Source organism: Salipaludibacillus neizhouensis, assembly GCF_002886185.1.
Taxonomy (GTDB): domain Bacteria; phylum Bacillota; class Bacilli; order Bacillales; family Salisediminibacteriaceae; genus Salipaludibacillus; species Salipaludibacillus neizhouensis.
In genome coordinates, this window is the sequence record NZ_NJAW01000037.1 from 17,042 (window position 1) to 43,712 (window position 26,671).

At 44.9% G+C, this 26,671-nt stretch carries 12 protein-coding genes, 11 tRNA genes and 6 rRNA genes; 2 read left to right on the forward strand and 27 right to left on the reverse strand.

The annotated features are described in order from the left end of the window. Window positions 1-40 precede the first annotated feature (40 nt). Window positions 41-523 (reverse strand): cyclic pyranopterin monophosphate synthase MoaC, encoded by a 483-nt coding sequence (gene moaC / locus CEF18_RS25200; RefSeq protein ID WP_110939267.1) that lies wholly within the window; start codon window positions 521-523, stop codon window positions 41-43. A gap of 148 nt (window positions 524-671) precedes the next feature. On the opposite strand from moaC, the gene CEF18_RS25205 reads away from it, so the two are divergent. Beyond that, the gene (locus tag CEF18_RS25205) at window positions 672-2,603 is read left to right on the forward strand and encodes an ABC-F family ATP-binding cassette domain-containing protein (RefSeq protein WP_110939268.1); all 1,932 of its coding nucleotides are present in this window, start codon (window positions 672-674) and stop codon (window positions 2,601-2,603) included. Window positions 2,604-3,126: 523 nt separating this feature from the next. On the opposite strand, the gene tsaD is transcribed toward CEF18_RS25205, so the two are convergent. The 25 genes from tsaD to CEF18_RS25330 form a co-directional block, all read right to left on the reverse strand. Then, the gene (gene tsaD / locus CEF18_RS25210) at window positions 3,127-4,140 is read right to left on the reverse strand and encodes a tRNA (adenosine(37)-N6)-threonylcarbamoyltransferase complex transferase subunit TsaD (protein WP_110939269.1); all 1,014 of its coding nucleotides are present in this window, start codon (window positions 4,138-4,140) and stop codon (window positions 3,127-3,129) included. Next, window positions 4,137-4,592 carry a ribosomal protein S18-alanine N-acetyltransferase gene (rimI, locus tag CEF18_RS25215; RefSeq protein ID WP_110939270.1) on the reverse strand — a complete coding sequence of 152 codons (456 nt, stop codon included), beginning with the start codon at window positions 4,590-4,592 and terminating at the stop codon, window positions 4,137-4,139. The genes tsaD and rimI overlap by 4 nt, the downstream gene beginning before the upstream one ends. 18 nt (window positions 4,593-4,610) lie before the next feature. Continuing rightward, on the reverse strand, window positions 4,611-5,318 hold the full coding sequence (tsaB, locus tag CEF18_RS25220; RefSeq protein WP_110939271.1) for a tRNA (adenosine(37)-N6)-threonylcarbamoyltransferase complex dimerization subunit type 1 TsaB: 708 nt from the start codon (window positions 5,316-5,318) through the stop codon (window positions 4,611-4,613). Further along, on the reverse strand, window positions 5,315-5,779 hold the full coding sequence (gene tsaE, locus CEF18_RS25225) for a tRNA (adenosine(37)-N6)-threonylcarbamoyltransferase complex ATPase subunit type 1 TsaE (RefSeq protein ID WP_110939272.1): 465 nt from the start codon (window positions 5,777-5,779) through the stop codon (window positions 5,315-5,317). The genes tsaB and tsaE overlap by 4 nt, the downstream gene beginning before the upstream one ends. A gap of 18 nt (window positions 5,780-5,797) precedes the next feature. Further along, on the reverse strand, window positions 5,798-6,781 hold the full coding sequence (thiL, locus tag CEF18_RS25230; RefSeq protein ID WP_110939273.1) for a thiamine-phosphate kinase: 984 nt from the start codon (window positions 6,779-6,781) through the stop codon (window positions 5,798-5,800). 241 nt (window positions 6,782-7,022) lie between these two features. Beyond that, window positions 7,023-8,147 (reverse strand): trans-sulfuration enzyme family protein, encoded by a 1,125-nt coding sequence (locus CEF18_RS25235; RefSeq protein ID WP_110939274.1) that lies wholly within the window; start codon window positions 8,145-8,147, stop codon window positions 7,023-7,025. A 150-nt stretch (window positions 8,148-8,297) separates the two neighbouring features. Further along, window positions 8,298-9,449, reverse strand: coding sequence for a methyl-accepting chemotaxis protein (locus tag CEF18_RS25240; RefSeq protein WP_183041240.1), 1,152 nt, complete (start codon window positions 9,447-9,449; stop codon window positions 8,298-8,300). Window positions 9,450-9,931: 482 nt separating this feature from the next. Further along, window positions 9,932-10,047: ribosomal RNA gene (gene rrf / locus CEF18_RS25245) — 5S ribosomal RNA — on the reverse strand. 76 nt (window positions 10,048-10,123) lie between these two features. Then, window positions 10,124-13,063, reverse strand: a 23S ribosomal RNA gene (locus CEF18_RS25250). A gap of 377 nt (window positions 13,064-13,440) precedes the next feature. Beyond that, window positions 13,441-15,008 (reverse strand): 16S ribosomal RNA (locus tag CEF18_RS25255). A 1,306-nt stretch (window positions 15,009-16,314) separates the two neighbouring features. Continuing rightward, a 5S ribosomal RNA gene (gene rrf, locus CEF18_RS25260) occupies window positions 16,315-16,430 on the reverse strand. Window positions 16,431-16,506: 76 nt separating this feature from the next. After that, a 23S ribosomal RNA gene (locus CEF18_RS25265) occupies window positions 16,507-19,446 on the reverse strand. 377 nt (window positions 19,447-19,823) lie between these two features. Continuing rightward, window positions 19,824-21,391: ribosomal RNA gene (locus CEF18_RS25270) — 16S ribosomal RNA — on the reverse strand. The 16S, 23S and 5S rRNA genes sit together here with 11 tRNA genes alongside, the layout of an rRNA operon. A gap of 378 nt (window positions 21,392-21,769) precedes the next feature. Next, a tRNA-Ile gene (locus tag CEF18_RS25275) sits at window positions 21,770-21,846 on the reverse strand. A gap of 37 nt (window positions 21,847-21,883) precedes the next feature. After that, window positions 21,884-21,957, reverse strand: a tRNA-Gly gene (locus CEF18_RS25280). Window positions 21,958-21,992: 35 nt separating this feature from the next. After that, window positions 21,993-22,069, reverse strand: a tRNA-Pro gene (locus tag CEF18_RS25285). Window positions 22,070-22,100: 31 nt separating this feature from the next. Further along, window positions 22,101-22,177 (reverse strand) — tRNA-Arg (locus CEF18_RS25290). 8 nt (window positions 22,178-22,185) lie between these two features. After that, a tRNA-Leu gene (locus CEF18_RS25295) sits at window positions 22,186-22,271 on the reverse strand. Window positions 22,272-22,292: 21 nt separating this feature from the next. Continuing rightward, window positions 22,293-22,377: transfer RNA gene (locus tag CEF18_RS25300), tRNA-Leu, on the reverse strand. Between the two features lie 7 nt (window positions 22,378-22,384). Further along, window positions 22,385-22,460: transfer RNA gene (locus tag CEF18_RS25305), tRNA-Asp, on the reverse strand. Window positions 22,461-22,478: 18 nt separating this feature from the next. Then, window positions 22,479-22,554: transfer RNA gene (locus CEF18_RS25310), tRNA-Val, on the reverse strand. A 44-nt stretch (window positions 22,555-22,598) separates the two neighbouring features. After that, window positions 22,599-22,673, reverse strand: a tRNA-Glu gene (locus CEF18_RS25315). Between the two features lie 12 nt (window positions 22,674-22,685). Then, window positions 22,686-22,776: transfer RNA gene (locus CEF18_RS25320), tRNA-Ser, on the reverse strand. A 3-nt stretch (window positions 22,777-22,779) separates the two neighbouring features. Then, window positions 22,780-22,854 (reverse strand) — tRNA-Asn (locus CEF18_RS25325). Between the two features lie 295 nt (window positions 22,855-23,149). Continuing rightward, entirely contained in the window at window positions 23,150-23,623 is a 474-nt protein-coding gene (locus tag CEF18_RS25330) for a SprT family protein (protein ID WP_110939322.1), read from the reverse strand. 266 nt (window positions 23,624-23,889) lie between these two features. Here CEF18_RS25330 and cmpA point away from each other — a divergent pair, with 266 nt between their 5' ends. Then, window positions 23,890-24,030: a cortex morphogenetic protein CmpA gene (gene cmpA, locus CEF18_RS25335; protein ID WP_110939276.1), complete on the forward strand. Its 141-nt coding sequence runs from the start codon at window positions 23,890-23,892 to the stop codon at window positions 24,028-24,030. Between the two features lie 384 nt (window positions 24,031-24,414). Here cmpA and CEF18_RS25340 read toward each other — a convergent pair whose 3' ends face one another. After that, window positions 24,415-26,619 carry a Tex family protein gene (locus tag CEF18_RS25340; protein WP_110939277.1) on the reverse strand — a complete coding sequence of 735 codons (2,205 nt, stop codon included), beginning with the start codon at window positions 26,617-26,619 and terminating at the stop codon, window positions 24,415-24,417. Between the last annotated feature and the right edge of the window lie 52 nt (window positions 26,620-26,671).

Here is a 26,671-nt window from a genome sequence, read left to right on the forward strand (position 1 = left end):
TCTGTTCTCTCATTATACATGAATACTATGTTTGGATTTATTAATCTCTTTTGAAGTCACCGTTTTTTCCACCTGTTTTTTGCAATAAATACGTTTCTCCTATCATCATACCCTTATCCACAGCCTTACACATATCATAGATAGTCAGTGCCGTTGCAGACGCTGATGTTAACGCTTCCATTTCAACACCTGTGCTGCCTTTCGTTTTCACACTTACTTCTATCACCAGGATGTACAAGTCATCCTTAACATTCCAATCAAAACGGATATCCACACCCGATAAAGATAGAGGGTGACACATAGGGATCCATTGCGATGTATTTTTTGCGGCCATAATTCCCGCTACTTGCGCGACAGCTAATACATCCCCTTTTTTCATCGATCCTTGTTGAATACCTTCGTATATTTCTTTATTTACTTGAATACTTGATTTGGCCACTGCCGTTCGTACCGTTTCGTTTTTATCTGAAATATCTACCATTTTCGCGCGGCCTTGTTCATTAAAATGTGTAAATGAATCCATCGTTCTTCCCCCTCTTTCTATTGCTTCTATTGTACACTATTCATTCACAATCTGCACATTGAAACGCTGGAGGGTTGCGGTAATTGATGCTTATCATATACACTTATCATGTGAAAAGGTACGGCATTTAAGGTGAGGATGAACTATCATGATTTTATTACAATGTGTGCAACTTTCGAAAGCATATGGAACTGATGAAATACTATCAAATGTAAAACTGGAAATTAAAAGTCGCGAGAGAGTCGCTTTAGTTGGTAGAAACGGTGCCGGTAAATCCACCCTCCTGAAAATTATCACAGGCGAACTTTCCTATGATTCGGGGGATCTGATCATCCCAAAGGAAGTGGAAGTAGGCTATCTAGCGCAAGACAGTGGCTTAAATTCGTCTCGTTCGATATGGGATGAGATGCTTCTTGTTTTTGAACCACTCAAGAAGATGGAACAGAAACTTCGTAAGCTAGAAGAAAAAATGAGCGATCCCGACAGGTCTGATTTCGAGAAAATTCTTGAGGAGTACGATCAATTACAACAAGACTTTAAAGACAGTGGAGGCTTTCAATACGAGGCAGATATTCGCAGCATTTTGTCAGGACTTCATTTCAGCAATTTTGATTATGAAACTCCGATTCATTCGTTAAGCGGTGGACAAAAAACAAGATTAGCATTAGGAAAACTATTGCTTTCCGCTCCTGACTTATTAGTATTGGACGAGCCAACCAACCATTTAGACATTCAAACGCTCACATGGTTAGAGCAGTATCTGTCAAGCTATGACGGTTCGATCTTAATCGTGTCGCACGACCGTTATTTCTTGGATCGTGTTGTCGACAATGTGTATGAACTGTCTTTTCAAAAGACTGTGAAATATCCCGGTAACTATTCAAAGTATTTGGAAGAAAAAGCACTTCGCCATGAACAGGAAATGAAAATATTTGAAAAACAGCAAGGCGAAGTTAAGAAACTCGAAGAATTCGTACAGAAAAACTTAGCACGTGCCTCCACAAGTAACCGTGCGAAAAGTCGCCGTAAGCAGTTAGAGAGAATGGATCTGGTTAACCGCCCTAAATCTGAAGACCAATCGGCTAATTTCCGTTTTAACATTGATAAACAAAGCGGTAACGACGTGCTTATGATTGACGATCTATCTGTTGGCTTTGATGATACTACTTTATTCGAAAACATTGATTTAAAGCTGAATCGTTCGGAAAGTGTTGCCTTGATCGGTCCAAATGGTATCGGTAAATCAACCTTAATCAAAGCCATTGCGGGTAATCTGAAGCCTAAAAATGGAACGATTCGATATGGAAGCAGTGTCACCATTGGATACTACGACCAGGAACAAGCAAACTTAACCTCGAATAAAACAGTACTGCAAGAGCTATGGGACGATTATCCACAGACAAATGAAAAAGATATTCGTACCGTACTCGGAAACTTTCTTTTTAGTGGCGAAGATGTGTTGAAAACGGTGTTTGATCTAAGTGGCGGAGAAAAAGCTCGTCTTGCATTAGCTAAATTAATGATGCAAAAAGCAAACCTACTTATCTTGGATGAGCCGACAAACCATTTGGATTTAGATAGTAAAGAAGTGCTGGAAAACGCCTTAATCGATTATCCCGGTACTCTGTTATTCGTGTCCCATGACCGTTATTTTGTGAACCGGATGGCAACAAGAGTCGTAGAGTTATCAGCGAATTCCATGAAAAGCTTTCTTGGCGATTATGATTATTACGTGGCTAAAAAAGAAGAAGTAGCTGAATTCAAGCGATTAGCCGATGAAAAAATTGCGGCTAGTACTAGTTCTGTGGATAAGTCGTTTGATAAACATTCCAAGACGGATTATCAACAGGATAAAGAAAACAAAAAGAAAGAGCGGCAACTTCAACGCAGAATCGAAGAAATTGAGAAGAAGGTCGAACAGGAAGAAGCTTCCGTTCTCAGGCTAGAAGAGGAACTTGGCGACCCCTTGATTAACCAGGATCATGAGAAAACGATGGAGTTAAACAAACAACTTGAGCACTCTAAAGAGGCAATCGAAAGCCTTCTCGAGGAATGGGAGCTCCTTCAAACAGAAGAATAGCAGAGAAACGATCGATATCCCCTATTTTCTAAAGGGAGTCGGATCGCAAAACAAAGCTATCATTATCTATTAACAGACGAAGTAGGCAGTTTTCATACTGTCATGCTTCGTTTTTCTTTTTATATGTGTATAACATTTTTCTTAAAATAACTTATACACATATTATTAAAACGCTTTTATAAGTCGTAAGTATATTCTGACATATCCACAGTATCCACAGGTATATCCACAAGCAAAAGACTGTTGTTAAAGTGTTCCTGTAATGTACTCACATTACCCACTACTTACCCACAATTTAATTATTAACATATAGTTTTGTTGGTATAGAACAAAACTATGAAGTTACCCACATTATCCACAACTTGTGGATATCCTGTTATTAACAAGATCATATATTCGCATTTCCCAATTAATGGGGGGTCAGACCCCTCTAGAGCGAATTCGAGTAGCTCTATTAAGCATCTTATATAAAGAGGGCACTGATAAAGTTCAAATCAACTTTTTCAGTGCCCGTCTATCATTATTAATTTAATTCCAAACCTGAATGACCGTTTAACCTGTCATCAGCAAAGCGTCCTTGCTTCCATTTCACCGTTCCTGCCGCAGCGATCATAGCTGCGTTGTCTGTGCATAACTTTAAAGGAGGAATTGTTAGTCTTAAACCTTCTGCTTCGCATGCTTTAGTCAAAGCTGCTCGAAGACCTTTGTTGGCTGCTACTCCACCAGCAAGTAAAACACGTTTTACTTGCTTTTCTTTTGCAGCTCCCATCGTTTTTCCGACCAGCACTTCTATCACACTCGCTTGAAAGCTAGCCGCTATTTGTTCATTCGTCCACGATTCGCCTCGTTGCTTTGCATTATGCAACGTGTTAATAACAGAGGATTTTAATCCACTGAAGCTAAAATCATACGAGCCTGGCTCTAACCATGAGCGTGGGAAGGTAATCACTGGTTCTCCCTCTGCCGCCAGTCTGTCGATATGAGGTCCACCTGGATAAGGTAACCCAATCGTTCGAGCCACCTTATCATACGCTTCCCCTACAGCATCATCCCGCGTCTCACCGATGACTTCATAGGAACCGTGCTCCTCCATGTATACTAATTCGGTATGGCCGCCGGACACAACCAGTGTCAGCAACGGAAAAGTCAGTTCTTCTACAATATGATTCGCATAAATATGACCAGCAATGTGGTGCACACCAATTAACGGTTTATCCACAGCAAACGCCAAAGCTTTCGCGGCATTTACACCTACTAACAAAGCCCCGACTAATCCTGGTCCTTCTGTAACGGCAATCGCATCCACTTCCGCAAACGTGACATCCGCTTCTGTCATCGCCGCTTCAATAATCACGGTTACTTGCTCCACGTGATGCCTTGAAGCAATCTCGGGAACTACTCCTCCAAACCGTTTATGACTCTCGATCTGAGAAGAAACGACGTTACTGAGAATCTCACGCCCATTTTTCACGACGGCTACGGCTGTCTCGTCGCAGCTGGTCTCAATTCCTACTATTAATGTATCCTTCTCACTCATTCGTTTAGCACCGCCCACATGACTAACGCATTCTCTTGGTTATCTGTATAATAGTTCTTGCGAATTCCACCATCTTGGAATCCAAACTTTCGATATAATTTTTGCGCAGGGTCATTGGAGACGCGAACTTCTAAACTGATTTTTTCTGCTCCAAGTGTCTTCGCCATTTCCATACTGCCCCGTAGTATATATTCCCCGACACCTTGCCTTCGTAAGGAAGGTGATACGGCAATATTCGTAATATGTGCTTCGTCTACTATGACCCATAACCCACAGTATCCAACGACTTTTTCCTCCGTCTCTGCCACGATATAATAGGCAAACTGATTTTTCGTTAATTCGTTAAAATAAGCATCATACGTCCACGGAGTAGAGAAGCATTCCTCTTCTAATTCCATGACCTGCTTTAAATCGCCAAGCTCCATAAGCCTGACTTGAACGACTTCTTCCATAATTGATTCTCCTTAATGTCAACGTTTCTTCTCGTCCTTTATTTTCTCAAGCCATTTCGCTTCCGCCTCTGCTAATCTTAAATAATTAGGGGAAAACTCATGTGCTGTTGTCACAACGTCTTTCCTCATTCCAATTCTAGCCAGTTCCAGTGGACTCGGCAAGGCATCAATCTCCGTACCAATTATCGCTAAGTCCCCTAACTCCTGTTGAATGAGTTCCTTATGCTTCTCCATATCCGGACTGACGCACAAAACCGGTTCGCCTTGCTCCTTAAGAGCCTTCAGCCAGCCGTCATGAAGCGTAATCCGATCTTCAGACTCTCTAATAATCCCGTTACTCATGCTTCTGTACAAGCCTGTAAACACTTGTCCACGCCTCGCATCATAAAAAGGCGATATGACCCCATTAAAATACCGGCCATTTTGCGCAAGCATTTCCATGCTCGAAACACCAATCACTGGTCTATTGAGTGCCCACGCCATTGTTTTAGCAGTAGTTACTCCTATTCTAACACCTGTATAAGATCCGGGACCTTCCGATACGACAATTCGATCCAACTCTGCTGGTTTCATGTCTACTTCCTCAAATAAAGCCCTGATCGCCGGCATTAGTCTAATGGAATGGTTCTTCTTCAAATGAGTCCTCATCTCACCAGCAGGGATACCATCTCTCAAAATGGCTACTCCCATGACATACGTGGATGTATCTATGGCTAATATATTCATAGTTGAAATAACTCCTCACACAATTTCTCATATCGTTGACCATGAGCATGAAACCGAAAAACTCTGGAGTCTAGTTCTTTCCCATACTCAATATGAATGTCCAGTCTTTCTCCAGGCAGTTGATCGCCTATCACCTTTGGCCATTCAACAACCGTCACTCCATCACCCTCAAAATACTCATCCAACCCAAGATCCTCCATATCATCCTCGATTCGATACGCATCCATATGATAAAGGGCTAACCTTCCTTTGTATTCTTTCATGATCGTAAACGTTGGGCTATTTACTGTTTTGGTAACGCCAATCGCTCTAGCTAATCCCTTCGTAAACGTCGTTTTCCCCGTGCCAAGATCTCCTTCCAGCGTCAGCACATCGTTAGCTTTCAATAGTGTTCCAAGACTCCTGGCAAAGCCGTCCGTTTCCTCCGGGTTATAAGTGGTCCTTGTCCATTTCTGATTCATTTCACGCAACTCCTGCTTCTAAAAATGATGGTAACCTGCTTTTTTAATTGGCGATCGATTACCTCTTCGTTCTAAAAATACACGACCTTCTCCTGTTTCCACATTTCCAATCGCGTATATTTGCAAATCATGCTCTTTGAAAACTAAGCTAATTTTTTCAAAGTCTGCTTCCGACATTGTTCCTACTAAATGGAAATCTTCTCCACTGTATAAAACCCATTCTTCTTGTTTTTCCAAAGAATGTTCTAAAAACTCTTCCCTGATCACTAACTTATCCCAATCTATGATAATATCTACATCACTCGCTCCGGCAATCTCTTTCGCTTCATGGGCAATACCGTCACTAATATCATTTAAACTAATGCGATACCCTGAGTCCACAAGAAGACTTCCTGCCTCAAGTTGTGGCTCCGGTTTTTGATGAGCTTTCATAAAAGGTCGTAAGGAGATATCTTCCATTACTTTTAATCCCGTTTCTAGAAGCATCTCCAAACCATAGGCAGACAAACCTAATTGCCCTGTAGTAAATACGATATCTGCAGGTTTCGCGTTCGACCGAAGCAGTCTTTTACCGGTAATCACGCTGCCAATTACGGTAACAGTAATAACCAGTGGCCCCTTCGTAGAAACCGTATCACCACCTATGAGATCGATTTGCCACCTCTCAGCAAGTTCATTCATCCCGGCATAGATTTCCGTCGTCTCTTCCAGCGACCATCCCTGTTTCGGAATAGCAATGGATACGAGAAAATACCGTGGTGAAGCTCCCATGGCGGCCATATCACTAAGATTTACAGCAAGCACCTTATACCCAATGGATTTAATTGGCATCGTATCTTTTCTAAAATGAACACCTTCGACCATCGTATCTACAGCAACAACCGATTCCTCATTAGGCCCATGGCTGTAAATCGCCGCATCATCTCCTATTCCAACCTTTACAGAAGAACGGTACGTCTTTGTTGGTGTCACACTTTTAATCCAATCAAATTCATTATTCATAAAATGTGTCCTCTCCACTAGTCAATGTTAGTCGCATCGTGCTTAAGAAAAACGGCTTAGCCGTCTTTTATTATATACAGCGTTATCTTTCGCCACCCCGAGTAGCACCTATGAATTGCGTGTAGATGCTACTCGAAAGGAAGGGTGGGTTTCCCTTGACACGCGTGGCGTAAAGATAGCTGTTAACTTATACCTACTTACCTTTCAAAAAAAGGAGGATCCCTCCCCCTTTTTCAACTATTTATGATAATGCCTTCTTAAAGACAGCAATGATATCTTCCGCATCTTCAATCCCAACCGAAATACGAATCATCGAATCTGTCACACCTAATTTCTCGCGCATCTCTTTCGGCATGGATCGGTGAGAAGTTCCCGCAGGATACGTAATCGATGTTTCCAATCCAGCTAATGTCGGAACTATTTTGATCCATTCAAGTCGCTTCGAAAACTCATGGACACTCAGCTCGTCCGTGAAATCAACTGTCACGATCGCTCCATTGCCGTGTTGAGAAACAGCCGTAGGATAATGCACGCTCTTGATCATGTCATTTTCTTTCAAAGCCTTCGCTAATTCCTGTGCATTATCACATTGTTTCTGCATGCGAAGGCTTAACGTCTTTAATCCTCGGCAGGCAAGCCATCCATCCATAGGTCCAAGATTACTACCTAAATTAGAAACTTTTCCTTGTGCTTTTGTCATTAAATCAAAATTTCCAGTAACAACTCCAGCCGTTACATCGCTATGTCCACCTATATACTTTGTAGCGCTATGTACAACAATATCTACGGACGCTTCATGAGGTCGAATTAAGTAAGGCGTAGCAAACGTATTATCAACCATTGTTTTCAAATTTTGGCTCGCTGCAATTTTCACCATTCCCGTCAGATCTTCCACTCGCAATAACGGATTCGTCACAGATTCAGAATAAAGTAAAACAGTGTTCTCAGTGATCGCTTCCTCAATCTCTTCCCTGCTTTCAAAATTAACAAAGCTGACCGAAATTCCTAAATCAGGCAGTTCTCGAGCTAATAATTGATACGTTCCTCCATAAAGATCCTGTGTAGCGACAACATGATCACCTGCTTTAGCAACAGATAAAATCCCAGCAAGTATAGCAGATAAGCCAGATGAAGTAGCAACCCCTGCTTCTGCTCCTTCAAGATCCGCAACCCCTTTACCTAAATCATCTGTATTCGGATTACCCATTCTTGAGTATAAATAATTCTTCTTTCCTTCAAAAAATCCTTCCATATCGTCGAAATTTTCAAATGAAAATGCCGAGGTTTGAAAAATAGGCTTTGTTTTACTTACCTCCGTTGAGTCCATTTTATGTTGAAAGTGTACATTCTTAGTTTGAAAACGCAAAAGACTTCAACCCCTTATCTCAATAATTACTTTCTTACTATCATACATGATTCACGATTTTTTTGACAATATCTTATCCAAAAATACAATTCCCCTGTTTTTACCACATAAAAAGCTAAGCAATAGGATGCCTAGCTCATTTCCATCAAATTAAGCTGGTTTCACCGAATTTTCTTCTTCGTGTGGGTTCTTCCCAACAGCCTTCATTTCTTTCAAAGAATCAACCATCATATTCGTTGAATCAAATTGGCTAATGACCACAGGAATAAGCTCATTAAATTGCTCACTGGACTTGTTTGCTACATTCGAGATTTCCGTCATACTGGCAGCAACTTGCTCTGAACCAGCAGCCATCTCCTGACTAATAGCAGTAATCTCTTCAATTTGTCCATGCACTAACTGAGACGAACTCATAATCCCCTCAAAGGAGCTATCTGACTCTTTTACAAGTTGCTTTCCTTTGTTCAATTCTTCGTGGGACGTATCCATTGCTTCCTGAGCGTTACCGGCTTTATTCTGAATCGTGGAAACCAAGATCGTAATCTGCTCAGCAAACTCATTAGACTGCTTCGACAATTTCCCTACTTCTTGCGCAACCACCGCAAATCCCTTACCTTCAGCACCAGCTCTTGCTGCCTCAATACTCGCATTTAAAGATAACAAGTTTGTTTGATCCGCAATCCCTCTAATATCATTAATAATCTTACCAATTTCCTTGGACTTCTCATTAAACTCTTCCACAGTAGTACCCAAACCGCCAAACGTCTGAATAATTCGTTCCATCTGTTCCCCTAGCTCACCCATCTGAACTTTTCCTTCATTTGCTGCTTTAGCTGCCTCCGTGGATGCCGATGCAGCTAAGCTAGTTTTCTCAGCTATACTATTAATCCCCGCAGCCATTTCATTCATGCCTTTAGAACTATCCTCAGCAGAAACAGATTGTGTTTGAATTCCCTCTGCTAATTGAAATACAATCGAATTAAAGGTCATATACTCATCTTCTTGGTTTACTAATTGCTCTTCTAATTTCCTAGTTAATTCTTCATATTTATCGAGCGAAGAATCCTCTTCGGCATTTGACTCTTCCTGGTGCTCGTATTTCTGTATATCAGTAACTACAGCGTTTTGGGCATCTGGATTAGATTTTCTTTTCAACTCAATCACGTCTTTTAATAAAAACGGAATAAAGATAACGCCTAATAATACAAGTGCTTCAAACGAATTAAACATACTACTTGTGACTAAATAGAACAAAACTGTACCAAGCAAACTCACCAAAAATGTAATCCCTACTTTTTTCATATGTATACCTCTCCTACTCATGTATCAATTCTTTATAACTAGTTTTATTGTATCATTAGACAGTTAATAATTCCTTTAAATACAAATAATTTTTATGTTATATCTTTATTTTCGAATTTATTTGTAATAAGTTATATGAAGTTGATAAAAATAGTGTGGTTTTAGTACTAAAAAGGGTGTTTCAAGTATGGTACGTCCATTTAGAGTCAGTTGTTTTCACGGAGTGTTATTAATCAGTTAGAGGCAATTGCACTTGGCGTAATCGGGCGATTTTATGAGAGTAGGCATTTAAGTATGTCATTATATAAAGTGCTAATTTCATGTCACTTATTCTCGTTTTTCTTCCTACCTCAAAAAGAGCTTTTCAATCTCGCTTATTCTCGTTCATACTCCCGGTTTCTACCTACCTCTAATATTATAGCCGCACAACCCATTAAAACCACAAAAAAGACACTCTCCAAAGAGAATGTCTTTCCATAATTGTCCAGCGGCGTCCTACTTTCACAGGGGGAAACCCCCAACTATCATCGGCGCTGGAGAGCTTAACTTCCGTGTTCGGCATGGGAACGGGTGTGACCTCTCCGCGATCGTCACTGGACATATTGAGTGGCCGTTGACCTCTCAAAACTGGATAACGTGGTGGACTGAAAAGAATCGTTGCTTAGAGTAAACATTTGGTTAAGTCCTCGATCGATTAGTATCTCTCAGCTCCGCATGTCGCCATGCTTCCACACGAGACCTATCTACCTCATCTTCTCTGAGGGATCTTACTCACTTACGTGATGGGAAATCTCATCTCGAGGGGGGCTTCATGCTTAGATGCTTTCAGCACTTATCCCTTCCACACGTAGCTACCCAGCGATGCTCCTGGCGGAACAACTGGTACACCAGCGGTGTGTCCATCCCGGTCCTCTCGTACTAAGGACAGCTCCTCTCAAATTTCCTGCGCCCGCGACGGATAGGGACCGAACTGTCTCACGACGTTCTGAACCCAGCTCGCGTGCCGCTTTAATGGGCGAACAGCCCAACCCTTGGGACCTACTTCAGCCCCAGGATGCGACGAGCCGACATCGAGGTGCCAAACCTCCCCGTCGATGTGGACTCTTGGGGGAGATTAGCCTGTTATCCCCAGGGTAGCTTTTATCCGTTGAGCGACGGCCCTTCCATACGGTGCCGCCGGATCACTAAGCCCGACTTTCGTCCCTGCTCGACCTGTATGTCTCGCAGTCAAGCTCCCTTATGCCTTTGCACTCTACGAATGATTTCCAACCATTCTGAGGGAACCTTTGGGCGCCTCCGTTACTCTTTAGGAGGCGACCGCCCCAGTCAAACTGCCCACCTGACACTGTTCCTGAACCGGATCACGGTCCGAGGTTAGAATGTCAAAACAGCCAGGGTAGTATCCCACCAATGCCTCCACCGAAGCTAGCGCTCCGGTTTCCAAGGCTCCTACCTATCCTGTACAAGCTGTTCCAACATCCAATATCAAGCTACAGTAAAGCTCCATGGGGTCTTTCCGTCCTGTCGCGGGTAACCAGCATCTTCACTGGTAATATAATTTCACCGGGTCTCTCGTTGAGACAGTGCCCAAATCGTTGCACCTTTCGTGCGGGTCGGAACTTACCCGACAAGGAATTTCGCTACCTTAGGACCGTTATAGTTACGGCCGCCGTTTACTGGGGCTTCAATTCAGAGCTTCTCCCTTACGGGATAACCCCTCCTCTTAACCTTCCAGCACCGGGCAGGTGTCAGCCCCTATACATCGCCTTGCGGCTTGGCAGAGACCTGTGTTTTTGATAAACAGTCGTTTGGGCCTATTCACTGCGGCTCTCTCGGGCTTGCACCCTAATAGAGCACTCCTTCTCCCGAAGTTACGGAGTCATTTTGCCGAGTTCCTTAACGAGAGTTCTCCCGCGCGTCTTAGAATTCTCATCCCGCCTACCTGTGTCGGTTTGCGGTACGGGCACCAGCTTCCTCGCTAGAGGCTTTTCTTGGCAGTGTAGGATTGGGAACTTCGGTACTAAATTTCCCTCGCGATCACAACTCAGCCTTCACGACAAGCGGATTTACCTACTTGTCAGCCTAATTGCTTCGACGCACACAACCAACGGTGCGCTTACCCTACCTTACTGCGTCCCCCCATTACTCAAACGGAAACGTGGTGGTACAGGAATTTCAACCTGTTTTCCATCGCCTACGCCTTTCGGCCTCGGCTTAGGTCCCGACTTACCCTGAGCGGACGAGCCTTCCTCAGGAAACCTTAGGCTTTCGACGGAGGGGATTCTCACCCCTCTTTTCGCTACTCATACCGGCATTCTCACTTCCAAGCGCTCCACATGTCCTTCCGGTCATGCTTCGACGCCCTTGGAACGCTCCCCTACCACAGGACACCCGAAGGTGTCTGTCCATAGCTTCGGTGATACGTTTAGCCCCGGTACATTTTCGGCGCAGAGTCACTCGACCAGTGAGCTATTACGCACTCTTTCAATGATGGCTGCTTCTAAGCCAACATCCTGGTTGTCTAAGCAACTCCACATCCTTTTCCACTTAACGTATACTTTGGGACCTTAGCTGATGGTCTGGGCTGTTTCCCTCTTGACTACGGATCTTAGCACTCGCAGTCTGACTCCCGAGGATAAGTTTTTGGCATTCGGAGTTTGACTGAATTCGGTAATCCTGTGGGGACCCCTCGTCCAATCAGTGCTCTACCTCCAAAACTCTTCCCTCGAGGCTAGCCCTAAAGCTATTTCGGGGAGAACCAGCTATTTCCGAGTTCGATTGGCATTTCACCCCTACCCACACCTCATCCCCGCACTTTTCAACGTGCGTGGGTTCGGGCCTCCATCCAGTGTTACCTGGACTTCACCCTGGACATGGGTAGATCACCCGGTTTCGGGTCTACAACCACATACTCATTCGCCCTATTCAGACTCGCTTTCGCTGCGGCTCCGCCTTTTCAGCTTAACCTTGCATGGGATCGTAACTCGCCGGTTCATTCTACAAAAGGCACGCTGTCACCCATTAACGGGCTCCAACTACTTGTAGGCACACGGTTTCAAGATCTATTTCACTCCCCTTCCGGGGTGCTTTTCACCTTTCCCTCACGGTACTGGTTCACTATCGGTCACTAGGTAGTATTTAGCCTTGGGAGATGGTCCTCCCAGTTTCCAACGGGGTTTCACGTGTCCCGCCGTACTCAGGATACACTCCGGAGGAGTCTGCATTTCGACTACAGGGCTTTTACCTTGTCTCGCGGACCTTTCCAGGTCGCTTCATCTACACAGACTCTTTGTAACTCCATATGGAATGTCCTACAACCCCAAGAGGCAAGCCTCTTGGTTTGGGCTGTTTCCGTTTCGCTCGCCGCTACTCAGGAAATCGCATTTGCTTTCTCTTCCTCTGGGTACTAAGATGTTTCAGTTCCCCAGGTCTGCCTTCTCACACCCTATGGATTCAAGTGTGGATCTTATCCCATTACGGATAAGGGGTTCCCCCATTCGGAAATCTCCGGATCAAAGCTTACTTACAGCTCCCCGAAGCATATCGGTGTTCGTCCCGTCCTTCTTCGGCTCCTAGTGCCAAGGCATTCACCGTGCGCCCTTTCTAACTTAACCATTTTTTGTGTTTGACTACACATGACCTTCGAATATCTTTGTCAGCTGCACTCTTCATCATCCTTACATACCTAAGTACGTTCCGATGACTCATCGCTTACTTCCGCGAACTTCTCGGTCCTGCTTGCCAATACCTCCGAAGAGGTTCACAATTGGTGGCGTCTTTCTTAGCCTACATCTAAGACACTCGGTTCACTTTCTTTGAACGTATTCAAAGGGTATAACCGGTGATTCTTTTCAGTCATTTCGTTATCCAGTTTTCAAAGGACAAAGGCTTCTTTCAAAGAAAAGAAGCTTTGAGAGACTAACCTCTCAAAACTAAACAAAAAGTCCAAGACAAAGTTCGATTCAATAAGTTGAGCTTAAATGCTCCTTAGAAAGGAGGTGATCCATCCCCACCTTCCGGTAGGGATACCTTGTTACGACTTCACCCCAATCATCTGTCCCACCTTCGGCGGCTGGCTCCAAAAAGGTTACCTCACCGACTTCGGGTGTTACAAACTCTCGTGGTGTGACGGGCGGTGTGTACAAGGCCCGGGAACGTATTCACCGCGGCATGCTGATCCGCGATTACTAGCAATTCCGGCTTCATGCAGGCGAGTTGCAGCCTGCAATCCGAACTGAGAATGGCTTTATGGGATTCGCTTGACCTCGCGGTCTTGCAGCCCTTTGTACCATCCATTGTAGCACGTGTGTAGCCCAGGTCATAAGGGGCATGATGATTTGACGTCATCCCCACCTTCCTCCGGTTTATCACCGGCAGTCACCTTAGAGTGCCCAACTGAATGCTGGCAACTAAGATCAAGGGTTGCGCTCGTTGCGGGACTTAACCCAACATCTCACGACACGAGCTGACGACAACCATGCACCACCTGTCACTCTGTCCCCCGAAGGGGAAATCCCAATCTCTTGGGTGGTCAGAGGATGTCAAGACCTGGTAAGGTTCTTCGCGTTGCTTCGAATTAAACCACATGCTCCACTGCTTGTGCGGGCCCCCGTCAATTCCTTTGAGTTTCAACCTTGCGGTCGTACTCCCCAGGCGGAGTGCTTAATGTGTTAACTTCGGCACTAAGGGCATCGAAACCCCTAACACCTAGCACTCATCGTTTACGGCGTGGACTACCAGGGTATCTAATCCTGTTTGCTCCCCACGCTTTCGCACCTCAGCGTCAGTTGTAGGCCAGAAAGTCGCCTTCGCCACTGGTGTTCCTCCACATATCTACGCATTTCACCGCTACACGTGGAATTCCACTTTCCTCTCCTACACTCAAGTCCCCCAGTTTCCAATGACCCTCCACGGTTGAGCCGTGGGCTTTCACATCAGACTTAAGAGACCGCCTGCGCGCGCTTTACGCCCAATAATTCCGGACAACGCTTGCCCCCTACGTATTACCGCGGCTGCTGGCACGTAGTTAGCCGGGGCTTTCTCGTGAGGTACCGTCAAGGTGCCGCCCTATTCGAACGGCACTTGTTCTTCCCTCATAACAGAACTTTACGATCCGAAAACCTTCATCGTTCACGCGGCGTTGCACCGTCAGGCTTTCGCCCATTGCGGATGATTCCCTACTGCTGCCTCCCGTAGGAGTCTGGACCGTGTCTCAGTTCCAGTGTGGCCGATCACCCTCTCAGGTCGGCTACGCATCGTTGCCTTGGTAAGCCATTACCTTACCAACTAGCTAATGCGCCGCGGGCCCATCTCGTAGTGTGAGGATAAATCCCCACTTTTACAACAGAATCATGCGATTCCGTTGGTCATCCGGTATTAGCTCCGGTTTCCCGGAGTTATCCCAGTCTACAAGGCAGGTTGCCCACGTGTTACTCACCCGTCCGCCGCTCATTCCACAAGCGTCACCCCGAAGGGATCAACTTGTTTCCTGCGCTCGACTTGCATGTATTAGGCACGCCGCCAGCGTTCGTCCTGAGCCAGGATCAAACTCTCCGATAAAGTATGATGACTTATCATCAAGCTTGATGTCCTAGACATCAAAACCAAACTTTCGTCTGGCGTTTGTCGAATGTTACCATTCAACGATTTGTTTCATTTGACGGGATATTTTAAAATATCCCACTTTGCTTGGCTTTTTGTTTAGTTTTCAAAGGTCATCCCCCGATTCATTTTTCTCAATCGGTTTGTGTTGCTGTCGTTTTTAGCGACTCAATTAATATACCATGAATGTGTCTGCAAAGTCAATAACCTTTTTCAAAAACTTAATATATTGTTTTCAAATAAAGTGTATAACGTTTTGGCGACATTTACTAATATAACACGATTCAAAACAACATTACAACACCTTTATACAAAAAACATGATGGAAAATATACCCACCCACTAATCGTTAAAGAATGTCCTATATAAATAGCATCAAGGTAACTAGAAATAAACGTCCTCAAAAAACCTTACAGAAAGAATTGTGACCCGGCCAATTATCGTATAAACGTTACTTAGTTACAAATCAAGCACCAATAGTTCCTTCATAATGGAAGGCGATGAGTTCCATATTAAACTTATAATATATAGAAGAGTTTATTTAATAGGAACAGAATTCCTCGATAACAACAAGTTCTCACACTGCGGACAACTGTCTGAAGTACCCCTCTAGTTCACAGAATACACCAAAAAACTCTTCCGGAGTCTTTTACTTCCCCACCTTAATAATTTCCACTACTCCCTATCCTTCAATAACATGAAACTAATATAGAAGGAATGCTCTAAGAATTACGTAGTCAACCATCGGAGAAATCTCTTAGCTATGCGGTCATATATTTAACATCACTCATTTTCTACCTTATCAATATTATAGAAGACAAATACATAATCCCACTTCAAGAAAACTTGTTAGGAAACATTAATCCTTACTATACCTAAGGCTTTATCTATTCCTGAGCAAGTTCTTGCTATTACAAAAGAAGAATTTCCGTTCGCTAACAAAGAAATAGAAAAAGGGTTTAATAATAAATCCTACGCATTACAGGTAGAAATGTCAACTCACTGCGGCCGTATGATCATGCCTGATGATAAAATAATCCCATTTGCCGATCCAGAAGAGGCGAACCGTATATTTTTTAATTGTGAATAGGAATGAATTAAGTGAATTGACGAAGGGTTTAAAGGCTTTTATTCTGAGTGAGTATTTCTCTCATCTGGATAGGTAGGTGCTACCACCGTAGCACCTACCATCAAGATTACAGACCCATAACCCTTTAAAACCACAAAAAAAGACACTCTCCTAAGAGAATGTCTTTTTCTATTTGCCCAGCGGCGTCCTACTTTCACAGGGGGAAACCCCCAACTATCATCGGCGCTGGAGAGCTTAACTTCCGTGTTCGGCATGGGAACGGGTGTGACCTCTCCGCGATCGTCACTGGACATATTGAGTGGCCGTTGACCTCTCAAAACTGGATAACGTGGTGGACTGAAAAGAATCGTTGCTTAGAGTAAACATTTGGTTAAGTCCTCGATCGATTAGTATCTCTCAGCTCCGCATGTCGCCATGCTTCCACACGAGACCTATCTACCTCATCTTCTCTGAGGGATCTTACTCACTTACGTGATGGGAAATCTCATCTCGAGGGGGGCTTCATGCTTAGATGCTTTCAGCACTTATCCCTTCCACACGTAGCTACCCAGCGATGCTCCTGGCGGAACAACTGGTACACCAGCGGTGTGTCCATCCCGGTCCTCTCGTACTAAGGACAGCTCCTCTCAAATTTCCTGCGCCCGCGACGGATAGGGACCGAACTGTCTCACGACGTTCTGAACCCAGCTCGCGTGCCGCTTTAATGGGCGAACAGCCCAACCCTTGGGACCTACTTCAGCCCCAGGATGCGACGAGCCGACATCGAGGTGCCAAACCTCCCCGTCGATGTGGACTCTTGGGGGAGATTAGCCTGTTATCCCCAGGGTAGCTTTTATCCGTTGAGCGACGGCCCTTCCATACGGTGCCGCCGGATCACTAAGCCCGACTTTCGTCCCTGCTCGACCTGTATGTCTCGCAGTCAAGCTCCCTTATGCCTTTGCACTCTACGAATGATTTCCAACCATTCTGAGGGAACCTTTGGGCGCCTCCGTTACTCTTTAGGAGGCGACCGCCCCAGTCAAACTGCCCACCTGACACTGTTCCTGAACCGGATCACGGTCCGAGGTTAGAATGTCAAAACAGCCAGGGTAGTATCCCACCAATGCCTCCACCGAAGCTAGCGCTCCGGTTTCCAAGGCTCCTACCTATCCTGTACAAGCTGTTCCAACATCCAATATCAAGCTACAGTAAAGCTCCATGGGGTCTTTCCGTCCTGTCGCGGGTAACCAGCATCTTCACTGGTAATATAATTTCACCGGGTCTCTCGTTGAGACAGTGCCCAAATCGTTGCACCTTTCGTGCGGGTCGGAACTTACCCGACAAGGAATTTCGCTACCTTAGGACCGTTATAGTTACGGCCGCCGTTTACTGGGGCTTCAATTCAGAGCTTCTCCCTTACGGGATAACCCCTCCTCTTAACCTTCCAGCACCGGGCAGGTGTCAGCCCCTATACATCGCCTTGCGGCTTGGCAGAGACCTGTGTTTTTGATAAACAGTCGTTTGGGCCTATTCACTGCGGCTCTCTCGGGCTTGCACCCTAATAGAGCACTCCTTCTCCCGAAGTTACGGAGTCATTTTGCCGAGTTCCTTAACGAGAGTTCTCCCGCGCGTCTTAGAATTCTCATCCCGCCTACCTGTGTCGGTTTGCGGTACGGGCACCAGCTTCCTCGCTAGAGGCTTTTCTTGGCAGTGTAGGATTGGGAACTTCGGTACTAAATTTCCCTCGCGATCACAACTCAGCCTTCACGACAAGCGGATTTACCTACTTGTCAGCCTAATTGCTTCGACGCACACAACCAACGGTGCGCTTACCCTACCTTACTGCGTCCCCCCATTACTCAAACGGAAACGTGGTGGTACAGGAATTTCAACCTGTTTTCCATCGCCTACGCCTTTCGGCCTCGGCTTAGGTCCCGACTTACCCTGAGCGGACGAGCCTTCCTCAGGAAACCTTAGGCTTTCGACGGAGGGGATTCTCACCCCTCTTTTCGCTACTCATACCGGCATTCTCACTTCCAAGCGCTCCACATGTCCTTCCGGTCATGCTTCGACGCCCTTGGAACGCTCCCCTACCACAGGACACCCGAAGGTGTCTGTCCATAGCTTCGGTGATACGTTTAGCCCCGGTACATTTTCGGCGCAGAGTCACTCGACCAGTGAGCTATTACGCACTCTTTCAATGATGGCTGCTTCTAAGCCAACATCCTGGTTGTCTAAGCAACTCCACATCCTTTTCCACTTAACGTATACTTTGGGACCTTAGCTGATGGTCTGGGCTGTTTCCCTCTTGACTACGGATCTTAGCACTCGCAGTCTGACTCCCGAGGATAAGTTTTTGGCATTCGGAGTTTGACTGAATTCGGTAATCCTGTGGGGACCCCTCGTCCAATCAGTGCTCTACCTCCAAAACTCTTCCCTCGAGGCTAGCCCTAAAGCTATTTCGGGGAGAACCAGCTATTTCCGAGTTCGATTGGCATTTCACCCCTACCCACACCTCATCCCCGCACTTTTCAACGTGCGTGGGTTCGGGCCTCCATCCAGTGTTACCTGGACTTCACCCTGGACATGGGTAGATCACCCGGTTTCGGGTCTACAACCACATACTCATTCGCCCTATTCAGACTCGCTTTCGCTGCGGCTCCGCCTTTTCAGCTTAACCTTGCATGGGATCGTAACTCGCCGGTTCATTCTACAAAAGGCACGCTGTCACCCATTAACGGGCTCCAACTACTTGTAGGCACACGGTTTCAAGATCTATTTCACTCCCCTTCCGGGGTGCTTTTCACCTTTCCCTCACGGTACTGGTTCACTATCGGTCACTAGGTAGTATTTAGCCTTGGGAGATGGTCCTCCCAGTTTCCAACGGGGTTTCACGTGTCCCGCCGTACTCAGGATACACTCCGGAGGAGTCTGCATTTCGACTACAGGGCTTTTACCTTGTCTCGCGGACCTTTCCAGGTCGCTTCATCTACACAGACTCTTTGTAACTCCATATGGAATGTCCTACAACCCCAAGAGGCAAGCCTCTTGGTTTGGGCTGTTTCCGTTTCGCTCGCCGCTACTCAGGAAATCGCATTTGCTTTCTCTTCCTCTGGGTACTAAGATGTTTCAGTTCCCCAGGTCTGCCTTCTCACACCCTATGGATTCAAGTGTGGATCATATCCCATTACGGATAAGGGGTTCCCCCATTCGGAAATCTCCGGATCAAAGCTTACTTACAGCTCCCCGAAGCATATCGGTGTTCGTCCCGTCCTTCTTCGGCTCCTAGTGCCAAGGCATTCACCGTGCGCCCTTTCTAACTTAACCATTTTTTGCGTTTGACGGCACATGACCTTTGAATGTCTTTGTCAGCTGCACTCTTCATCATCCTCACGTACCTAAGTACGTTCCGGTGACTCATCGCTTGCTTCCGCGAACTTCCAGGTCCTGCTTGCCAATACCTCCGAAGAGGTTCACAATTGGTGGCGTCTTTCTTAGCCTACATCTAAGACACTCGGTTCACTTTCTTTGAACGTATTCAAAGGGTATAACCGGTGATTCTTTTCAGTCATTTCGTTATCCAGTTTTCAAAGGACAAAGGCTTCTTTCAAAGAAAAGAAGCTTTGAGAGACTAACCTCTCAAAACTAAACAAAAAGTCCAAGACAAAGTTCGATTCAATAAGTTGAGCTTAAATGCTCCTTAGAAAGGAGGTGATCCATCCCCACCTTCCGGTAGGGATACCTTGTTACGACTTCACCCCAATCATCTGTCCCACCTTCGGCGGCTGGCTCCAAAAAGGTTACCTCACCGACTTCGGGTGTTACAAACTCTCGTGGTGTGACGGGCGGTGTGTACAAGGCCCGGGAACGTATTCACCGCGGCATGCTGATCCGCGATTACTAGCAATTCCGGCTTCATGCAGGCGAGTTGCAGCCTGCAATCCGAACTGAGAATGGCTTTATGGGATTCGCTTGACCTCGCGGTCTTGCAGCCCTTTGTACCATCCATTGTAGCACGTGTGTAGCCCAGGTCATAAGGGGCATGATGATTTGACGTCATCCCCACCTTCCTCCGGTTTATCACCGGCAGTCACCTTAGAGTGCCCAACTGAATGCTGGCAACTAAGATCAAGGGTTGCGCTCGTTGCGGGACTTAACCCAACATCTCACGACACGAGCTGACGACAACCATGCACCACCTGTCACTCTGTCCCCCGAAGGGGAAATCCCAATCTCTTGGGTGGTCAGAGGATGTCAAGACCTGGTAAGGTTCTTCGCGTTGCTTCGAATTAAACCACATGCTCCACTGCTTGTGCGGGCCCCCGTCAATTCCTTTGAGTTTCAACCTTGCGGTCGTACTCCCCAGGCGGAGTGCTTAATGTGTTAACTTCGGCACTAAGGGCATCGAAACCCCTAACACCTAGCACTCATCGTTTACGGCGTGGACTACCAGGGTATCTAATCCTGTTTGCTCCCCACGCTTTCGCACCTCAGCGTCAGTTATAGGCCAGAAAGTCGCCTTCGCCACTGGTGTTCCTCCACATATCTACGCATTTCACCGCTACACGTGGAATTCCACTTTCCTCTCCTACACTCAAGTCCCCCAGTTTCCAATGACCCTCCACGGTTGAGCCGTGGGCTTTCACATCAGACTTAAGAGACCGCCTGCGCGCGCTTTACGCCCAATAATTCCGGACAACGCTTGCCCCCTACGTATTACCGCGGCTGCTGGCACGTAGTTAGCCGGGGCTTTCTCGTGAGGTACCGTCAAGGTGCCGCCCTATTCGAACGGCACTTGTTCTTCCCTCATAACAGAACTTTACGATCCGAAAACCTTCATCGTTCACGCGGCGTTGCACCGTCAGGCTTTCGCCCATTGCGGATGATTCCCTACTGCTGCCTCCCGTAGGAGTCTGGACCGTGTCTCAGTTCCAGTGTGGCCGATCACCCTCTCAGGTCGGCTACGCATCGTTGCCTTGGTAAGCCATTACCTTACCAACTAGCTAATGCGCCGCGGGCCCATCTCGTAGTGTGAGGATAAATCCCCACTTTTACAACAGAATCATGCGATTCCGTTGGTCATCCGGTATTAGCTCCGGTTTCCCGGAGTTATCCCAGTCTACAAGGCAGGTTGCCCACGTGTTACTCACCCGTCCGCCGCTCATTCCACAAGCGTCACCCCGAAGGGATCAACTTGCTTCCTGCGCTCGACTTGCATGTATTAGGCACGCCGCCAGCGTTCGTCCTGAGCCAGGATCAAACTCTCCGATAAAGTATGATGACTTATCATCAAGCTTGATGTCCTAGACATCAAAACCAAACTTTCGTCTGGCGTTTGTCGAATGTTACCATTCAACGATTTGTTTCATTTGACGGGATATTTTAAAATATCCCACTTTGCTTGGCTTTTTGTTTAGTTTTCAAAGGTCATCCCCGATTCATTTTTCTCAATCGGTTTGTGTTGCTGTCGTTTTTAGCGACTCAATTAATATACCACGATATGATCAAACAATGCAACACTTTTTTAAAAGTTTTTCAAAAGAAATAACTTCCAATACAGAATAATTGTTCTCTTCTATAGAAGGAAAGTCACAAAAAAAGAACCATTTCATTAAAAGATGACATAGTTCTTGAAAAACATCTAAAGTATTGGTGGGCCTGAGTGGACTCGAACCACCGACCTCACGCTTATCAGGCGTGCGCTCTAACCAGCTGAGCTACAGGCCCTCAAAAAAGGTTGTCAAATCAAGTGATATGATTAAATTGGAGCGGGTGATGAGAATCGAACTCACATCATCAGCTTGGAAGGCTGAGGTTTTACCACTAAACTACACCCGCATATTAAGATAAAAAAATTTCAATAGAAATAAAAGTGGTCGGGAAGACAGGATTCGAACCTGCGACCCCTTGGTCCCAAACCAAGTGCTCTACCAAGCTGAGCTACTTCCCGATGGTGTTTCAAGTAAATTATATAAAAATTATGGTGCGCCCGAGAGGACTCGAACCTCTAACCTTCTGATTCGTAGTCAGATACTCTATCCAATTGAGCTACGGGCGCATTGTATATGGTGCGGTCGAGAAGAGTCGAACTTCCACGGGATTTCTCCCACTAGGCCCTCAACCTAGCGCGTCTGCCATTCCGCCACGACCGCATAAAAGCTTTTTAAAGAATATGGTGCGGGTGGAGGGAGTCGAACCCCCACGCCCGAAGGCACTAGATCCTAAGTCTAGCGCGTCTGCCAGTTCCGCCACACCCGCATATTCATGGCGGTCCCGACGGGATTCGAACCCGCGCTCTCCTGCGTGACAGGCAGGCATGTTAACCGCTACACCACGGGACCACAAATATTTTAAAATAATGGTGGAGGATGACGGGCTCGAACCGCCGACCCCCTGCTTGTAAGGCAGATGCTCTCCCAACTGAGCTAATCCTCCATGTTTTTCAATAAACAGTGAAACTCTTTCATACTAAGCGTAAATGGTGACCCGTACGGGATTCGAACCCGTGATACCGCCGTGAAAGGGCGGTGTCTTAACCGCTTGACCAACGGGCCATGAAAAATTACTGGCGGAGAAGGAGGGATTTGAACCCTCGCGCCGCTCACACGACCTACACCCTTAGCAGGGGCGCCCCTTCAGCCACTTGGGTACTTCTCCATATGGCTCCACAGGTAGGATTCGAACCTACGACCGATCGGTTAACAGCCGATAGCTCTACCACTGAGCTACTGTGGAATAATGTTTGATTGTTAATAAGCGAAAACTTCTTCACCTAAGTCTTTTCAGATCCTCAGATATTCTAATATACATTTCGATTTTCCTTCAAACTCAATTGCTTTACCTAAAAACCAATTATCGAGTTTTACAAATCTCATTGCAGTCTCTTTAACAATATTACTAGCAAGCTTCTTCGTTGCTTCGTCTTTGTTACGACGAATTACATTGTAACGAATCCGGCTCATCGTGTCAATAATATTTTGCGCTTGTCTTGTAAGCGACTTTTATAATGTACCATATCCTAAATATCTCGTCAACGGTTTTTCTCAGATAGAGTTTCTACTTTTATTAAACGACCTTTACACTTGCCACATACAAACCGTTTAGTATTAAAGCGTCGTTTGCGCGGAAACTCAATCTTGCAGCCTTTACATCGATATATATGCACGATTCGTGACTGATTACGACCATTAGGAATTGTTTGACAATGCCTACTCCCTCCAACCTTTACCAACAAATCTTTAAACTCTTTATCTTTATGCTGATATCCTCTTCCTTCTATATGAAGATGGTAATGACAGAGCTCATGTTTAATGATATTGACTAATTCTTCTTCCCCGTAGTATTCATAATGCTTGGGGTTAATGTCAATATTGTGTGAACCAAGTGCATAGCGACCGCCTGTTGTCCTTAATCTCGGATTAAAAAAGGCAGTATGTTTAAATGGCTTATGAAAATACATAAGCGATAGTTTTTCAGTTAGTAATTGTAATTGTTTGTCATCCATCATGTATCTTTCCCCCAGAAGCCTCTTCCTTATAATAATGGCTACGCAATTTCATTGTTATGCTGAAAAATCCGTGGAATTCTTGTGAAAAACGGATCCTTAGCCCGAGGTGACATTCCCGAATAATAATCAGTGATTCCATGATAACTGCATTCAAAGATAAAAAAGCCTAATAAATAGATAACAAAGACAATCATACCTACATATCATATTAATAGAACAGTCGTTAAATATAAAGAGATAATTATTGGAGAGGAGGAATCTAAATGCCGTCATGGTTAAAACGGCAATTACTTGAAGCCTACGCCAAGAAAGATTTTAGAAAAGTAAAGACTCTTAACCAATGTTGGTTTTATTATAAGAATTTACACTATCCCGGTGAACAAGATAAAAAATCTTCTTATTAACATACCAGATGGAGCCACCATCTCTTATTACTTACTGATATCCAATAGCTTCAGCAACAAAACTTATCAATATGATAATTCCCATCACTCTTATAGACAATAGAATCTCTTGCCTTAGAAAACCTTGTGACTCCTCTCCTAATCCTGGCTTTTTTTGAAAAGTTTTAAGTAGCGATGGCAGCGATTCGTCAGGCTAAAACGAACGCTGCAAATGCAGCTGGAATAAACTATCCAGTGAGACTTGAAGCATTACCCGAGAAAAGCAGGCACTTGGAGAGAATCCGAGCCTCGGACAACCACATCTAAAATCTAAGAATTTTATAAGTTATCATGAAAAATGACCACTCCTTTATTCTTAGGAGTGATCTTTTTCATATAAATTAACTACTCTTTTTCTTGAAGCATTGTTAAAGCAATTCTACCTTTCTTTTCATCCACTTCATCTACCCAGACCGTTACAACATCTCCTACGGAAACAACTTCCATCGGATGCTTAATGAAACGGTTAGCTAGCTTGGAAATATGAACTAAGCCATCTTGCTTCACTCCAATATCTACGAAGGCACCGAAATCAACAACATTCCTTACTGTTCCTTCTAATTCCAATCCTTTCGAGAGATCACCCATGGATAATATATCTTTTTTCAGCAATGGTTTTTGCACATCGTCACGAGGATCTCTTCCTGGACTGGAAAGTGCATCAAATATATCCTGCAACGTTGGTACCCCTATTTCATACCGCTCAGCAATTTCACTGACATGGAGATTCGAAAGCTTTTCTTTTGCTGTTTCCGTTCCTAAGTCTTCCTGCGCTATATTTAATTCTTTCATTATCTTTTTCGTGACCGGATAGCTTTCCGGGTGAATAGACGTTCGATCGAGTGGTTGTTCTCCATCAATAATTCTCATAAATCCGACACTTTGTTCATATGTTTTAGCCCCCAGTCTCGGAACCTTTTTCAGTTGTGTGCGAGTGGTGAATTTCCCTGCTTCTTCTCTTTGTTTCACGATATTGTTGGCAACACTTTTCGACAAGCCGGAGACATATTGAAGAAGTGATACTGATGCCGTGTTAACATTCACACCTACTTTGTTAACTACTGTCTCAACAACAAACGTTAAACTGTCGTTAAGTCTTGATTGAGTAACGTCATGCTGATACTGACCTACTCCAACTGACTTTGGATCAATTTTAACAAGTTCAGCTAAAGGATCTTGAATACGTCTGGCGATGGAAACCGCACTTCGTTCTTCCACTTGAAGCGATGGGAATTCTTCCTTTGCCAGTTTAGATGCAGAATAAACACTGGCGCCAGCTTCATTAACAATCAGGTAATACACATCTCCTTCTACCTCTCTTAAAACTTCCGCGATAAATTGTTCCGTTTCCCTGGAAGCCGTTCCGTTACCTACTGCAATCATTTCCACTTTATGCTTCGCTATTAATTTCTTAACCTTTACCTTTGCATCCTCGACTTTATTCCAAGGTTGTGTAGGATAGATTACATCCACTTCAAGCATTTTCCCTATTTCATCAACAACGGAGAGTTTGCAGCCCGTCCTGAACGCAGGGTCCACTCCTAAAACAACCCTTCCTTTCAACGGTGGTTGCAGTAAAAGATTGCGGAGGTTTTCCGAAAAAATATGAATGGCTTGTTCTTCTGCTTTTTCGTTCACTTCTTTTCTTATATCACGCTCGATTGAAGGCTCTATCAGTCGTTTATAACCATCCTCTAGCGCTTCAAACAAGATGTCTTTTGCTACCGTGTGCTTTCCATTCAATACATAACGCTCGAGCCAAGTGATGATTCTTTCTACCGGTGCATCAATGGATACTCTGAGTACATCTTCTTTTTCTCCTCTGTTTAATGCTAAAACTCGGTGCGGGACTATTTTTTTGACTGATTCTGAGTAGTCATAATAGTTTTCGAAAATAGCTTTCTCATCTTCTGCCTTCGTCTTTTTCTCAGCAGTAATTTTCCCGTCATTAAATGTCATCTGACGTATTTGTTGACGAACATTCGCATCATCGGACAAGTACTCACTTATTATATCTTTCGCCCCTTGAATTACATCTTCTTCCGTATGTACTTCCTTCTCCACATCAATATAAGAAGAAGCCTCTTGGTTAATATCGCCACTTGCAGGGAGCGAAAATAACCATTGAGCAAATGGCTCTAATCCTTTTTCCTTAGCTATCGTTGCTTTTGTACGGCGTTTCTGTTTATAAGGTCGATAAAGATCTTCTACTTCTTGTAATTTCGATGCTTTCATAATTCCCGTTTGAAGTTCAGGAGTCAACTTACCTTGTTCTTCAATTAGACGAACAACTTCCTCTTTTCTTTTTGCGAGAGAAGTGCCGTATTCCCAAGATTCCAGAATTCCTCTTATTTGCTCTTCGTCTAACCCACCGGTCATTTCTTTGCGGTATCTGGCTATAAACGGAACTGTATTTCCTTCCTCAGACATTTCTATAACACTTTTTACACTGTTTTCCTTTAGCTTCATCGTTTTAGTTACATGAACTAGAATCTCAGCTTGCTGATTGCTCCATTCCACGGTCTCATCGCCTCCATCATTTCCACACATTCCACTATTTTTCACATTAATAACTAATCACACATATAAATTATACTTATTC

Excerpts from the sequence above, each read along its gene's own strand:
- CEF18_RS25205 (WP_110939268.1), top strand. The coding sequence starts at position 672 with ATGATTTTATTACAATGTGTGCAACTTTCGAAAGCATATGGAACTGAT.
- CEF18_RS25330 (WP_110939322.1), bottom strand. The coding sequence starts at position 23,623 with ATGGATGACAAACAATTACAATTACTAACTGAAAAACTATCGCTTATG.
- moaC (WP_110939267.1), bottom strand. The coding sequence starts at position 523 with ATGGATTCATTTACACATTTTAATGAACAAGGCCGCGCGAAAATGGTA.
- cmpA (WP_110939276.1), top strand. The coding sequence starts at position 23,890 with ATGCCGTCATGGTTAAAACGGCAATTACTTGAAGCCTACGCCAAGAAA.
- tsaD (WP_110939269.1), bottom strand. The coding sequence starts at position 4,140 with ATGAGTGAGAAGGATACATTAATAGTAGGAATTGAGACCAGCTGCGAC.
- CEF18_RS25340 (WP_110939277.1), bottom strand. The coding sequence starts at position 26,619 with ATGTGTGGAAATGATGGAGGCGATGAGACCGTGGAATGGAGCAATCAG.
- thiL (WP_110939273.1), bottom strand. The coding sequence starts at position 6,781 with ATGAATAATGAATTTGATTGGATTAAAAGTGTGACACCAACAAAGACG.
- tsaB (WP_110939271.1), bottom strand. The coding sequence starts at position 5,318 with ATGAATATATTAGCCATAGATACATCCACGTATGTCATGGGAGTAGCC.
- rimI (WP_110939270.1), bottom strand. The coding sequence starts at position 4,592 with ATGGAAGAAGTCGTTCAAGTCAGGCTTATGGAGCTTGGCGATTTAAAG.
- CEF18_RS25240 (WP_183041240.1), bottom strand. The coding sequence starts at position 9,449 with ATGAAAAAAGTAGGGATTACATTTTTGGTGAGTTTGCTTGGTACAGTT.
- tsaE (WP_110939272.1), bottom strand. The coding sequence starts at position 5,779 with ATGAATCAGAAATGGACAAGGACCACTTATAACCCGGAGGAAACGGAC.